The organism is Streptomyces gobiensis, assembly GCF_021216675.1.
Classification (GTDB): domain Bacteria; phylum Actinomycetota; class Actinomycetes; order Streptomycetales; family Streptomycetaceae; genus Streptomyces; species Streptomyces gobiensis.
Window position 1 is genome coordinate 4,785,740 of sequence record NZ_CP086120.1, and the last position, 13,114, is coordinate 4,798,853.

The 13,114-nt window shown below is 67.4% G+C and carries 12 protein-coding genes; 10 read left to right on the forward strand and 2 right to left on the reverse strand.

Going from position 1 to position 13,114, the window contains the following annotated elements:
- The first annotated feature begins 15 nt into the window (after positions 1-15).
- Positions 16-489 carry an indole-3-glycerol phosphate synthase gene (locus tag test1122_RS22245; protein WP_232270935.1) on the forward strand — a complete coding sequence of 158 codons (474 nt, stop codon included), beginning with the start codon at positions 16-18 and terminating at the stop codon, positions 487-489.
- Here the strand turns inward: test1122_RS22245 and test1122_RS22250 are convergent.
- Together test1122_RS22250 and test1122_RS22255 are read right to left on the reverse strand one after the other, a co-directional pair.
- Positions 458-1,177 (reverse strand): ABC transporter ATP-binding protein, encoded by a 720-nt coding sequence (locus test1122_RS22250; protein ID WP_232270936.1) that lies wholly within the window; start codon positions 1,175-1,177, stop codon positions 458-460. The genes test1122_RS22245 and test1122_RS22250 overlap by 32 nt on opposite strands.
- A complete protein-coding gene (locus test1122_RS22255; RefSeq protein WP_232270937.1) occupies positions 1,174-2,253 on the reverse strand; it encodes an ABC transporter permease in 1,080 nt (359 codons plus the stop codon). Before test1122_RS22255 ends, test1122_RS22250 begins: the two co-directional genes overlap by 4 nt.
- A 192-nt stretch (positions 2,254-2,445) precedes the next feature.
- On the opposite strand from test1122_RS22255, the gene test1122_RS22260 reads away from it, so the two are divergent.
- The 9 genes from test1122_RS22260 (at position 2,446) to test1122_RS22300 (ending at position 13,075) form a co-directional block, all read left to right on the forward strand.
- Entirely contained in the window at positions 2,446-3,624 is a 1,179-nt protein-coding gene (locus tag test1122_RS22260; RefSeq protein WP_232270938.1) for a sensor histidine kinase, read from the forward strand.
- A complete protein-coding gene (locus tag test1122_RS22265; RefSeq protein WP_232270939.1) occupies positions 3,621-4,250 on the forward strand; it encodes a response regulator in 630 nt (209 codons plus the stop codon). The genes test1122_RS22260 and test1122_RS22265 overlap by 4 nt, the downstream gene beginning before the upstream one ends.
- Positions 4,251-4,366: 116 nt before the next feature.
- Positions 4,367-5,728, forward strand: coding sequence for a UDP-N-acetylmuramate--L-alanine ligase (murC, locus tag test1122_RS22270; RefSeq protein ID WP_232272031.1), 1,362 nt, complete (start codon positions 4,367-4,369; stop codon positions 5,726-5,728).
- A 21-nt stretch (positions 5,729-5,749) separates the two neighbouring features.
- A complete protein-coding gene (gene msrB / locus test1122_RS22275; RefSeq protein WP_232270940.1) occupies positions 5,750-6,157 on the forward strand; it encodes a peptide-methionine (R)-S-oxide reductase MsrB in 408 nt (135 codons plus the stop codon).
- 755 nt (positions 6,158-6,912) lie between these two features.
- Entirely contained in the window at positions 6,913-7,704 is a 792-nt protein-coding gene (locus tag test1122_RS22280; RefSeq protein WP_232270941.1) for a helix-turn-helix transcriptional regulator, read from the forward strand.
- A gap of 184 nt (positions 7,705-7,888) precedes the next feature.
- Positions 7,889-8,782 (forward strand): LuxR family transcriptional regulator, encoded by an 894-nt coding sequence (locus tag test1122_RS22285; RefSeq protein WP_232270942.1) that lies wholly within the window; start codon positions 7,889-7,891, stop codon positions 8,780-8,782.
- Between the two features lie 57 nt (positions 8,783-8,839).
- On the forward strand, positions 8,840-9,793 hold the full coding sequence (locus test1122_RS22290) for an FAD-dependent oxidoreductase (RefSeq protein ID WP_232270943.1): 954 nt from the start codon (positions 8,840-8,842) through the stop codon (positions 9,791-9,793).
- A 147-nt stretch (positions 9,794-9,940) separates the two neighbouring features.
- Positions 9,941-11,458, forward strand: coding sequence for a flavin-containing monooxygenase (locus tag test1122_RS22295; RefSeq protein WP_232270944.1), 1,518 nt, complete (start codon positions 9,941-9,943; stop codon positions 11,456-11,458).
- A gap of 15 nt (positions 11,459-11,473) precedes the next feature.
- Positions 11,474-13,075 (forward strand): MFS transporter, encoded by a 1,602-nt coding sequence (locus test1122_RS22300; RefSeq protein ID WP_232270945.1) that lies wholly within the window; start codon positions 11,474-11,476, stop codon positions 13,073-13,075.
- The last annotated feature ends 39 nt before the right edge of the window (positions 13,076-13,114 follow it).

Consider the following 13,114-nt stretch of genomic DNA (forward strand, 5'->3'; position numbering starts at 1 on the left):
AGAAGGGCACCCGCTGTGTTCACGACCGTACTGATGATCGAGAAGCCGCTGGTGCCCACCGATGTGGAGCTTGTGACCACCCTGCATGGCGACGAGCCGGTCTCGTTCGTGGTCCTGATGCAGCCGCGTGGCCGTCAGGACCGGCTGCTGCGAGCACTGGACGATGTGGCGCTGGGCCAGCTGGAGGAGGCCGTCCACGAGGCCGATGAGCCGGAGGCCGAAGAGGCCCTGCCGCCCGCCCGGCTCGGCCTGGAGCACTCGCTCAAATCCCTGCGCGACGCCGGGGCGCAGGCCGTCGGGCAGATCGTGGAGAAGCACCCGCTCAGCCTGCTCACCTCCATCGTCGAGCAGACAGAGGCGGACGAGGTCATCGTGCTGACCGCGCCGCATCTGGTCGAGGAGTTCTTCCACCGCGACTGGGCCTCCCGGGCCCGGCACAAGGTGGGGGTGCCGGTGCTCAAGCTGTTCGCGCACTCCGAGTCCGACTGAGGCTGAGACTGAGGCGTCCGTCGGCCATCGCCAGCACCCGGTCCGCCCGCCCCAGCACCCCGTGATCATGAGTGACCAGCACGGTCGCGGTGCCATGCTGCCGGGTGACCTCCACCAGCAAGTCCACGATCTGGTCACCTCGTTCCTGGTCCAGTGCTGCGGTCGGCTCGTCCACCAGCAGCACCGCCGGGCCCCCGAACAGCGCCCGGGCGATGTTCACCCGCTGCCGCTCGCCGCCGGACAGCTGATGTGGGCGCCGGTGCTGCTTGTTGCCGGACAGCCCCACGGAATCCAGCAGCTCCGCCGCGCGCCGCCGGTCCACGGCCTTCCGCCCGCCCCGTACATGGGCCGTCACCAGCAGCTGCTCCTGGGCGGTCAGCGAAGCCAGCAGATTGGGCTGCTGGAAGATGATGCCGACACTGTCCCGGCGCAGCGCGGTGCGCTCCCGTTCGGACAGTTCTCCGGTGTCCCGGCCATCGATGAGCACCCGCCCCGAGTCCGGCCGCAGCAGTGTCGCCGCCACCGCGAGCAGCGAGGACTTGCCGGAGCCGGACGGCCCGGCCACCGCCGCCAGTTCACCGGCCGCCACCCGCAGGGACACCGCGTCCAGCGCGGTCAGCCGCCGGTCACCATCGGGGTAGGTGAGCCGGATATTGTCCAGGCACAGGGCTGGGCTCATCGTGGTCATCGGTTCGCTCCCAGCGCGATCAGCGGGTCAACGGAGGTAATACGGCGTACGGCCAGCGCGGCACCGACGAGCCCCAGCAGCACTATGGCCGCCACCGGCATGGCCACGGTCTCCGCTCCCAGCGCGAACGGCACACTCCGGGCCGCGAAGACTCCACCGAGCATCCCGAGGCCCGCCCCGAGCAGGGCGCCCGCGCTCAGTATCGCCAGCGCCTGGGCCAGCGCGTCCCGCACCAGATACGTACTGCTCGCACCCACTGCCTTGAGCACCGCGATGTCCGGCCTGCGCTGCACCGTCCACACGGTGAAGAAGGCGCCGGTCACCAGGGCGCTCACCGTGAAGAGAAAGCCCTGGATGAGCTGGAGGCTGCCCTGCTCGGCGACGAAGGCCGCGATCCCGTCCAGCGCGTCGGCACGGGAGACGGTCCTGGTGGACTGCCGCTTGTCCACGGCCGCCGTATCGGCGGCGGTGCCGCCGTCTTCGCTGAGGGCGAGCACGGTGGGCTGCCGCTGCCCGCTGACCCGCTCCCAGGTGGGCAGGTCCGTCCATACGGTGGGAGCGTGCCCGTAAGCGCGGTCCTCGGTGATGCCGGACACCGTCAGCTCCTGGGTACCCAGCCGCACCTTCCCCCCGACCGTGAGCCCGTACTCCTCGGCCACCGCCCGGCTCACCGCCGACTGGCCGCGCTCGGGGGCCGTCCCGGAGCGCAGCGGCGGCAGCAGCGACCGGTCCCCGCCGAACAGGCTCACCGAGCCCGCCGCCCGCTCCCCGGTCACCCGGGTCATGGCGACCCCCAGCGGCTCGGCGGCCGCCACACCCGGCGCCTCGCCCCACGCCTTGGCCTGCTCCGGGGTGATGCTGCTGTTGGTGAACGACACCTGCGGGTCGGCACCGGCCGGGGCACCGAACACGATGGCGTCCACCGGGAGGTCGGCGACCGCCGAGGAGGCATCGCGGGCCAGCCCGCCGGTGAGACCGTAGAGAAACACCACCAGCGTGGTGAGCAAGGTGACTACCGACCCCATCAGGGCGAATCGCCCCTTGGCGAAGCGGATGTCACGGAGAGCGACGAACAACGGGGGTCTCCCTGGGTCGGAGCGACGGGTACCACCACCGTGCTCGGTCGGCGGGCCGCTGCCATCAAGGACACGTACGGTCCTGTGCTCCCGCGTCCGACGTACCCGGAAATCCATCGAACGGTTGATGCCGGGACCGGCCGGGGCGCGGCCGGGGCGCCCGTACCCTCGGAAGCTGTGAGCACCCCAGGCATGCCTTCGACCCCCGCGGTGCGGCTGCTGCGCGCCGGGCTGCACGGCGCGTTCTATGTGCTGCTGGTCATCGCGCTCGCCCCGGCGCCCGGCCGGCTGCTGTTGCCGGCGATCCTGCTCGGCGTGGTGTACGCGCTGGGGGTCCTCGATGAGCACCGGCGGGCGCCACGGGCGCGGGTCCTGGTCTGGCTCGGCGCCGTCAGCCTGTTGTGGCTGGCGCTGCTGGCACTCGACCACAACTTCAGCTATCTGGCCTTCCCGCTCTTCTTCCTCTTCCTCCATATGCTGCGGCCCCGCTGGGCGCTGCCCGCCGTCGCCCTGGCGACCACCGCCGTCATCGCCGCGCAGGCCACCGGCGCCGGCGGGCTGACCATGGCCAAGGTCATCGGCCCCACCGCCGGAGCGGCCGTCGCCGTCCTCACCGCCTACGGCTATGCCGCGCTCTACCGGGAGAGCCGGGAGCGGCAGCGGCTCATCGACGACCTGATGCGCACCCGCGACCAGCTCGCCGCCTCGCAGCGCGAAGCGGGCAAGCTCGCCGAGCGGCAGCGGCTGGCCCGGGAGATCCACGACACCCTCGCCCAGGGCCTGTCCAGCATCGTGCTGCTCAGCCGGGCTGCGGAGTCCGCCCTGCCGGACCGGGCGGACACCGCTACGGCCCGGATACGGATCCGGGAGACGGGGCGTACCGCCGCCGACAACCTCGCCGAGGCCCGCCGCTTCGTTCAGGCGCTCACCCCGCCCGCCCTGGCCGACGCCCCGCTGCCCGAGGCGCTGCGCCGCCTCACCCAGCGCCATGGCACCGACACCGGCGGCGGGACCGAGATCTCCTTCCAGCTGGACGGCGAGCCCTGCCCGCTGCCCGTCGAGGCCGAGGTGGCGCTGCTCCGTCTCACCCAGGAGGCGCTGGCCAATGTCGCCCGGCACGCACAGGCCCGGCACGCCGCCGTAACGCTGTCCTTCCTGGACCGGGAGGTCGCCCTGGACATCTACGACGACGGAATCGGCTTCACCCCCGGCGAGAGCCCGCAGGGCGGCCGGCCGACCTTCGGTCTGCACGGTATGCGGGAGCGGATCGCCGAGCTGGGCGGCACCCTGACGGTGGAGTCGGCGCCCGGTGAGGGCACGGCGGTGGCGGCGGCGCTGCCGGTGACGGCGCCCCTGGCGGTCGCCTCATGACCCGGGTACTGCTCGTCGACGACCATCCGGTGGTGCGGCGCGGGCTGCGCGCGATGGTCGACGATCTGCCCGGTCTGGAGGCTGTCGGCGAAGCAGGCGACGGCGCCGGGGCGCTGGCCTTTCTCCACACCGGGCCCCGCCCCGACGTCGTTCTGATGGACCTCCAGATGGGCACCGGCATGCATGGTGTCGAGGCCACCCGCCGTATCACCGCCCTGCCCGACCCACCAGCGGTGCTGATCCTCACGACCTACAGCACCGATGCCGACATCCTCGCCGCCGTGGAAGCCGGGGCCACCGGCTATCTCCTCAAGGACGCACCGCCCGAGGAGGTCGCCGCCGCCGTTCACGCGGCGGCCCGTGGTGAGACCGTGCTGGCACCGACCGTCGCCGCCCGGCTGCTGGGCCGGGTCCGCGCGGGCCGCCCGGCGCTCTCCCCGCGCGAGTCGCAGATCTTGCAGCTTCTCGCCGAGGGGCTGGCCAACAAGCAGATCTCCCGCCGCCTCTTCATCAGTGAGGCGACGGTCAAGACACATCTGGTCCATATCTACGACAAGCTCGACGTCGACAGCCGGACCGCCGCGATCGCGGCGGGGCTGGCCGCTGGCCTGATCCGCCCGGTGTGATGCCAGCCCGGTGTGATGCCACCGGGCGCGTGGCCGAGGTGAGAGAATCGGATCCCGGTCCGGAGACGCAGCTAACCGAGGGAGACCCGTACATGACATCGGCTGAGCCGTTCGGCATGGACAAGCCGCACTTCATCGGCATCGGCGGAGCCGGAATGTCAGGGATCGCGAAGATCCTCGCCCAGCGTGGTGTGCTGGCTGTGGGCAGTGACACCAAGGAGTCCGCCACCGCGGAGGCGCTGCGTGCCCTCGGCGCGGTCGTGCACATCGGGCACGCCGCCGAGCATCTGGCTCCCGATGTCACCAGCGTCGTCATCTCCAGCGCCATCCGTGCGGACAACCCCGAGCTGGCCGCCGCCACCCAGCGCGGCATCCCCGTCCTGCACCGCTCCGAGGCGCTCGCCGCGCTGATGCAGGGACGCCGCCCGATCGCCATCGCGGGCACCCACGGCAAGACGACCACCACCTCGATGCTCGCGGTCAGCCTGCGCACCCTCGGTCTGGACCCCTCCTACGCCATCGGCGGCGACCTGGACGCCCCCGGCTCCAACGCCCACCATGGCGCCGGCGAGATCTTCGTCGCTGAGGCGGATGAAAGCGACCGCAGCTTCCACCAGTACGCCCCCGAGGTCGCGGTCATCCTCAATGTGGAGCTGGACCACCATGCCAACTACGCCTCGATGGAGGAGATCTACGACTCCTTCGAGACCTTCGTCGGCAAAATCCGCCCCGGCGGCACCCTGGTCATCTCCGCCGACCAGGCCGGTGCCCGCGAGCTGACCCGCCGTCTGGACGGGGTGCGGACCGTCACCTACGGCGAGTCGGCGGACGCCGACATCCGGATCCTCGCCGTGAAGCCGCAGGGCCTGACCAGCAAGGTCGCCATCCTGCTGGACGGTGAGGAGCTCACCTTCACCGTCTCGGTCCCCGGCAAGCACTACGCCTACAACGCCGTCGCCGCCCTCGCCGCGGGCATCGCCGCCGGCGTCCCGGCGGGTGAACTGGCCCCCGCGCTGGCCTCGTACACCGGCGTCAAGCGCCGCCTTCAGCTCATCGGCGAGGCGGCCGGTGTCCAGGTCATCGACTCCTACGCCCACCACCCCACCGAGATGACCGCCGATCTGGAGGCCATCCGGGGGGCGGCCCCCGACAGCCGGGTCCTGGTCGTCTTCCAGCCGCACCTGTTCAGCCGAACCCAGGAGCTGGGCACCGAGATGGGCGAGGCCCTGGCGCTGGCCCACGCCTCGGTCGTCCTCGACATCTACCCGGCCCGTGAGGACCCGGTCCCCGGCGTCACCAGCGAACTCATCATTGACGCGGCCCGCGCGCACCGGGCCGATGTCACCGCTGTGCACCGCGGTGACGATGTCCCCGAGGCCATCGCCAAAATGGCCAGGTCCGGTGATCTCGTTCTCACCATGGGCGCGGGCGATGTCACCGAGCTCGGCCCGAAGATCCTGGACCGGCTGGCGCACTGAGGAGCACTGAGGGGACCGCTGATGTCGTACGAGGTCGACAAGCCGGATGAGCAGTGGCGCGCGGAGCTCACGGACGCCGAATACCGCGTCCTGCGGCAGGGCGGCACGGAGCCGGCCTTCACCGGCGAGTACACCGACACCAAGACCACCGGTGTCTACAGCTGCCGCGCCTGCGGCGCCGAACTCTTCCGCTCGGACACGAAGTTCGACTCGCACTGCGGCTGGCCGAGCTTCTACGATCCGGCCGACTCCTCGGCCGTCGAGCTGATCGACGACTTCTCCTTCGGTATGACCCGTACCGAGGTGCGCTGCGCGCGCTGCGGTTCACATCTGGGCCATGTCTTCACGGGCGAGGGCTACCCGGTCCCGACCGATCAGCGGTACTGCATCAACTCCATCTCCCTGCGTCTGGTCCCGGAGCAGAGCTGAACCCGGCGCGCCGCCCGTGTCCCCGGCAGGGAGCCGGCTCCTGTGCGGGCACGAGTTCTTGTGATGTTCATGCTGTAGATGGCCGGTGATGGAGGAGGCGCAGGAGGACTGTGACTCCGTGTGCTCCTTCTGTCAGCTACCTGCCGTCACATGTCCCGAGGATGGCGTCCCGTTGTACGTTGCTGCGGCGGCCACATAGCAGGCGGGGACGCAGCCATCGGCGGGAGCGCGAGCGTGCGTGCAGAGGAGATCGCAGAACGGCGCGTTGTCTGCGGTTATCTGGAGTCCAATCCTCCGGTAGATGCCGGATCGGTCGGTCGCCGTTCGCCGTCCCCGCCTGATTCTTGTTGGCGGCACATCGTGGTGCCGCTTCCCGGTTTGATTCGGCAGGGTCCGGCTTCAGGAAGGCGGTATTCCTCATGAATGCAGTAGTAACAAGGTGCCAGTCACGGGGAGAGCCGAGACAATCCATGATTGTTGAATGGCGTATTATCACTCAAGTCAATAAGGGGAATCCATCGCTGCCAGAACAGTCAAGACGCCCAGGTCACGGCTGCAAGCCTGAGGTGTCTATTGATACTTGAACAGTTTCACTGTTGACCGGCTCTATGGGCTCGTGTAGTTTTCCGGACAGTTGTTTGGCTGAATCTTGCTAAGCGGAACCTTCTTGGGCTCGCAGCAACGTCGTAGACGCGCCCGGGGGGCATGGTGCGACCCACTGGGTCGACTGGTGATCACGGGGGGCAGGACTAGTGATGCCGAGCGATTCCCACCATATGACCGCTCCGGTTGGCGATGCTGACGCGGGAGTGGACGGGATTGAGAATGCTCTTCTGTTAGCGAGTGACATCGTGGAGCAGACGATGTCACTGAATCATGAGCGGCGCGAGCTGCGGGCCTCTGGTGGCTGGGTCGATGAGACGGCCGTCGTGGAAAGTCTCACCAAGTTGCTCCAGCAGGCCAGGTATACCGTGAATATGGCCGTCTCCAGCGAGGGGGCGGAGTGTTTCACCAGCACAGTCCCCGCCCTTCTCAACTTCCTCGCGGTCAAGGGTGATCGGATCGTTGTCCGGTTGCTCAGCGGCCCCACGCTGATTCAGGGGGAGGGGCTTGACCCCTTATTTAACGCCACCGGATGTGAAGTCCGAGTGGCCGGCGAAGATGTGCGAGACGTCCTCATCGTGGACGGCTGGACGGCCCTTGTGCGATCTGATCAGCCAGGAGAAGGGGCGCTTCTCATCAAGGACCTTGCGACGGTAAGGGCCTTCGATCTGCTGCTCGCCGGAGCGTGGGCGGGAAGCCGGAAGATCGCCGACTATCGCCGGCTGAGTGAACTCCTCCACCAGGAGGCATGGCGAGAGGTGATGGAGCGGCTCCGTTCCGGGGAAACCGACGAACGTGCCGCCGAGGCGCTCAATATGTCGGTCAGGACCTACCGTCGACGAGTCGCCGATATCATGCGTGAACTCGGAGTGACATCAAGGTTTCAGGCAGGATTAAGGGCGGTAGAACTTGGCCTCCTTCCGGAGGTACCCCCGATAGGCTGAGTAAGTCTCAACGAAAGTGAGGCAAGTGAGCTGCCTATGAGAGGCTATTCACTCAGTCGGGGAGTCGGGGCGACAGTGTGTTAGATCATCAACGGGGTAAGTTTTGTCAGAGGAATGTGTTCAGATATCTCCGGTCAGCGGACATCAGGCAGAGTTGACCACAGATTTACAGTCCGAGGGCTATATGGAGCGGTCTCTGCGGGAGATCCGTTCCCTTCTTGACTCGACTATCGCACTGCATCGTCAGCGTGCGGCGCGAGAGACACGGACCGCGGTCATCCGTACCGACCCCGACCGGATCGGGGAGGCGTCAGCCCGCCTGATACAGCAAGCCGAAACTTCGATCAGTCTGGCGATGTCCAGTGAGGTCGGCGGCGCGGAAGAAATCTTCGCTGCGCTCCACTCCCATCTGCCCGTACACGGCGGCAGGATGCATGTTCGTCTACTGTGCCCGTCGTCCATGCAGGACATGGTGCTCGCCCAGCGGTACAGCAAAGAGGGCAAGGCTCTCTTCGACGTACAGGTGGCACGTGTCTCGATGCTGCACGCGGCGATCATCGATGGAAAGGTGGGACTGGTCTGCACGGGGTCCTTTGACGGACGCCGCGCCTCGGTCATCCAGTCCTCTGTGGTGATACACGGAATGCACACCCTCTTCGACGAAGCGTGGAAGAACGCACAAGTCCTGGCCGACCAGGAAGTATCCGGGAACCTGCGACGTCAGATGTATACGCGTCAGGTGCTTGAATCGCTCAGCTCAGGGGACACTGACGAAGTCGCGGCGCGCAAGCTGGACATGTCCGTGCGCACGTACCGCCGCTATGTGGCGGAGATACTGCGTGAACTCGGGGCGCGGACCCGCTTCGAGGCGGGTGCCCTCGCCGCGCAGCTGCGGAAGTCCTCCGCCACGACCATTGCGCCTGCGGGAACCCCGATGACCGGAGGCCGCGTCCAGGTGGCTTCCGGAACGGACGGCTTCTTGGTTGCCGAAGGGGAGCGCAGGGTGAGGCGTGACAGCTATGTGCCGACCGCGGCCGGGTGCGCGGGACGGAGGGGCAGCCACCGAGGGGCAGGTTGATGACAGCGGGCCGCAGGCTGAAGAGTGTTCGCGCGGGCTGTCGCTAGCCTCGGCGCCATGACAAAGGAAGTCTTGGTAGTCGGAGCCGGAGTGATCGGGCTGACCTCGGCGGTCTGTATCGCGGAAGCAGGTCACCAGGTCCGTGTGTGGGCGGAATCCCTGCCGGAAGAATCTACTTCCGCGGCAGCCAGTGGGCTGTGGATTCCTGGATTCGCGGAAAGGGAAGCCGGATGGAGCTTGGCGACGTACAGCGAGTTCGCCAAGCTCTCCCAGAATTCGTTGGAAACGGGAGTCCACCAGGAGCGCGGTCTCGCGGTCACGGATATGTGGAACGAACCGCAGCCGTGGCTGGCGGAGATGCCAGAGGTCAAGGTCTGTTCGCCTGACGAACTGCCCGAGGGCATGGGGCTGGGCTGGTGGTCAACAGTGCCGCTGGTGGACCTCCCCACCTATCTGCGCTATCTGACGGGCCGTCTCGCCGCGGCGGGGGTACAGATCGAGCGCAAGAGGATCAGCAAGCTCGGCGAGGCGACGGACGTCTCGCCCGTGGTTGTCAACTGCACGGGGGTCGGCGCACGTGAGCTGGCGGGCGATGAGGGGGTCACCCCCGTTCGCGGCCAGCATGTGGTCGTGCGTAACCCCGGCATCGACTACTGGTACATGGAGGGAGTCGACACCCCGGAGTGGACCGCCTTCTTCCCGCACCACGACAAGGTGCTGCTGGGCGGTGTCTACCAGCCGGGCAACTGGAATCTGGAACCCGACATGGCCGACGCCCGGGGCATCCTCGAACGCTGTGCGCGCTTTGAACCGAAGCTGAAGGACGTCGAGGTCATCGGCCACACCGTCGGTCTCCGGGTCGGCCGGGAACAGGCCCGGCTGGAGGAGGAAGCGGTCGGCGCCTCGCGGATCATCCATTGTTACGGGCACGGCCCCTTTGGCGTCAGCCAGTCCTGGGGCTCAGCGCGTGATGTCGAGCGCTTGGTCTCCCAGACGCCCGACGCCACCTAACAAAGCCCTACTAGCAGCGATTCCTTCGCGACACCCGTCCCCGCTCGGGGTCCGCGCGCCAGCGCCCGGGCGTACCGGCCCACGCCCCAGTGCTGCGCGGCCACTTCCCGTTCCACACAGTCATAGCCGACGAACGGAGCGCTAACCATGACAAGCGATGCCGGGGGCTCAAAGGGCCTCAAGGTCGTCATCATCGGCACCGGCCTCGGGGGAGTCGGCGTGGCCGTCCACCTCAAGAAGGCCGGGGTGGACAACCTCGTGATCCTGGAGAAGGGACACGATGTCGGCGGCGTCTGGCGCGACAACACCTATCCGGGTGCCGCGTGCGACGTCCCCTCGACGCTCTACTCATACTCCTTCGAGAAGGGCACGCGGTGGACACACCGCTACTCGGGTCAAGCAGAGATCCAGCGGTACATCCGCTCAGTCGCGGAGAAGTACGGTCTGATACCCCATATGAAGTTCAACGCCACGGTCGTAGGGGCCAGCTTCCGGGAGGAGACCGGAGACTGGTCGGTGGTCACCGAACAGGGCGAGGAAATCATCGCCGATGTGGTCATCCCCGCCGTCGGCACCCTGGCCCGCCCCCGCCTGCCCTCCATACCCGGGCGCGACAGCTTCGAGGGCCGGTCGTGGCACTCCTCTCGCTGGAACCACGATGTCTCGCTGGAAGGCAAGCGTGTCGCGGTGATCGGTACGGGCGCCAGCGCCCTGCAGTTCGTCCCGCACGTACAAGAGCAAGCCGCGAGTATGACGCTCTTCCAACGGTCCGCGCCGTACATCATGCCGTACCACAACTTCAGCTACGAGGAGCGGCGACACCGCTACAAGCGCGTGCGGATTCTTCAGGACCTTGATCGCTTCATGTTCTGGTACTTGATGGAAATCGGCCAGCAGTTCCTCACCAAGTGGCCGAAGATGCGGCCACTTGTGAAATTCATGAGTCTGGGTCACCTCAAGAAGCAGGTGCGCGATCCGGAGCTGCGCGAGAAGCTCACCCCGGACGATGAATTCGGCTGCAAGCGGGTTCTGTTCAGCAGTAAGTTCTATCCCGCGCTCACCCAGCCCAATGTCGAGGTGGTGACGGAGGGCATCGAGGAGATCACACCTCGGGGCATCCGCACTGTGGACGGTGTGGAGAACGAGTTCGACGTGATCATCTACGGCACCGGCTTCAAGACCTTCGACATCTTCGGACATATGAAGATCACGGGCCTGGACAACCGGCTGCTGTCCGAGCAGTGGAAGGAGGGAGCCCACGCGTATCTCGGCATGGCGGTGCCCAACTTCCCGAATATGTTCATCGTCTACGGGCCCAATACCGACCTCGGCAGTGGTTCGGTGATGTACATGCTGGAGAGCCAGTTCCCGTATATCAGGCAGGCCGTGGAGCGGATCAGGGACCTTCCCGAGGGGAGCTACTTGTCCGTCCGCCCAGACGTGTGGCGGAAGTTCGACGAGGAGATCCAGAGCAAGCTGAGCAGATCGGTCTGGGTGTCCGGCTGCAGTAACTGGTACCGCAACGAGCACGGACGCGTGGTCACCAACTGGCCAGAACGCTCCTGGCGCTTCCGCCGACGGGCCAGGATCTTTGAGCTCGACAAGTACCGGACCGACACGGCAGTCCGGTCCGAGGAATCGCTGGCTTCCCCTAAGAGCTCGTAGAAGGAGAGACCCCTCATGGAGTTGAGTTCTCCCGCGCAGACAGTGCGGAAGGCCGGAGCGCGCGAGTGGCTGGGCTTGGCGGTGCTGGCGCTGCCGACCATCCTGCTGTCACTCGACGTCACCGTGCTCTACCTTGCTATGCCGCACTTCAGCGCGGACCTGAACCCGTCGAGCAACCAGATCCTGTGGATCATCGACATCTATGGGTTCCTGATTGCCGGCTTCCTGATCACCATGGGGTCGCTCGGTGACCGGGTGGGTCGCCGGAGGCTGCTGATGATCGGTGCGGTGGGCTTCACCGCCGCGTCGGTGCTCGCCGCGTATTCCACCAGCGCCGAGATGCTGATCGCGGCCCGCGCGCTGATGGGCGTCTCGGGTGCGTCCCTGATGCCGTCGACACTGTCGTTGATCAGCAATATGTTTCTGGAGGCCAAGCAGCGCGCGACGGCGATCGCCATCTGGGCCGCCTGCTTCTCCTCCGGAATCGCCATCGGGCCCGTCGTCGGCGGGCTGCTGCTGGAGTGGTTCTGGTGGGGCTCGGTCTTCCTGCTGGCGGTACCGGTCATGGTCATCCTGCTGGTGACCGCGCCCTTCCTGCTGCCGGAGTTCCGGGGTACGGAGTCCCAGCACCGCATCGACCTGGTCAGCGTGGTGCTCTCGCTGGGTGCCGTGATCCCGGTTATCTGGGGCGTCAAGGAGCTGGCGGAAGACGGCATGGCCGGGGCCCCTGTCGTCGCCATCGTGGCGGGGCTTCTGCTGGGCCTGCTGTTCGTCCTGCGGCAGCGTAACCTCGCCGAACCGCTGCTGGATCTGGGCCTGTTCGCCAACCGGGCGTTCAGTGCGGCGCTCACTGTGCTGCTGATCGGTGTGGGAGTGGTGGGCGGCGTCTATCTGCTCGTCTCGCAGTACCTCCAGCTCATCGAGGCGTTGTCGCCGCTCAAGGCGGGTCTGTGGATGCTGCCTTCGGCGGGTGCGATGATCGTGACCGCCGGCGTCGCCCCCGAGCTGATCCGCTGGATCCGCCCCGGCTATCTGCTCGGCACCGGGCTGGTTGTCTCCGCCGTGGGGTACTTCATCCTGAGCCAGGTCGAGCCCTCCGACAGCATGCCCACGCTGGTTACCGGCATGGTCGTGATGTTCGCCGGTCTGGGACCCGTCTTCGCGCTCGGCACCGACCTGGTGGTCGGCGCGGCCCCGGCCGAGAAATCCGGTTCGGCTGCCGCCATGTCGGAGACCAGCATGGAGTTCGGGATCTCACTGGGCATCGCCATCCTCGGCAGCATCGGCGCGGCGGTCTTCCGCAATGACATGAAGGGCGGCGTGCCCGATGGGATACCCGCCGAGGCCGCACACGTGGCCGGTGACACCCTGCCCGGCGCGGTGGAGGTGGCCAAACAACTCCCCCCGGAGCAGGCCGGGAATCTGACCGGCTCTGCCTTTGACGCGTTCACCAACGGACTGGCCGCGACCGCCCTGGTCTGCGGCGCCACCGTTCTGTTCCTCGCCCTGATGAGCTTCCTGCTGCTGCGCGGGGTCCGCACCGCGGCGCAGATCGAGTCGGCGGCTCAGGCCGAGGCGGCGGGCACGGCGGACGAGGCGGAGCTGGCCGCGCGATAGTGGTGCAGGGCAGACGTCCTCCACCACAGAACCCTGCAT

What these genes read in the sequence shown, in the direction of transcription:
- test1122_RS22250 (WP_232270936.1), bottom strand. Translation starts at nt 1,177, where the DNA reads ATGACCACGATGAGCCCAGCCCTGTGCCTGGACAATATCCGGCTCACC.
- test1122_RS22260 (WP_232270938.1), top strand. Translation starts at nt 2,446, where the DNA reads ATGCCTTCGACCCCCGCGGTGCGGCTGCTGCGCGCCGGGCTGCACGGC.
- test1122_RS22265 (WP_232270939.1), top strand. Translation starts at nt 3,621, where the DNA reads ATGACCCGGGTACTGCTCGTCGACGACCATCCGGTGGTGCGGCGCGGG.
- murC (WP_232272031.1), top strand. Translation starts at nt 4,367, where the DNA reads ATGGACAAGCCGCACTTCATCGGCATCGGCGGAGCCGGAATGTCAGGG.
- msrB (WP_232270940.1), top strand. Translation starts at nt 5,750, where the DNA reads ATGTCGTACGAGGTCGACAAGCCGGATGAGCAGTGGCGCGCGGAGCTC.
- test1122_RS22280 (WP_232270941.1), top strand. Translation starts at nt 6,913, where the DNA reads ATGCCGAGCGATTCCCACCATATGACCGCTCCGGTTGGCGATGCTGAC.
- test1122_RS22285 (WP_232270942.1), top strand. Translation starts at nt 7,889, where the DNA reads ATGGAGCGGTCTCTGCGGGAGATCCGTTCCCTTCTTGACTCGACTATC.
- test1122_RS22290 (WP_232270943.1), top strand. Translation starts at nt 8,840, where the DNA reads ATGACAAAGGAAGTCTTGGTAGTCGGAGCCGGAGTGATCGGGCTGACC.
- test1122_RS22295 (WP_232270944.1), top strand. Translation starts at nt 9,941, where the DNA reads ATGACAAGCGATGCCGGGGGCTCAAAGGGCCTCAAGGTCGTCATCATC.
- test1122_RS22300 (WP_232270945.1), top strand. Translation starts at nt 11,474, where the DNA reads ATGGAGTTGAGTTCTCCCGCGCAGACAGTGCGGAAGGCCGGAGCGCGC.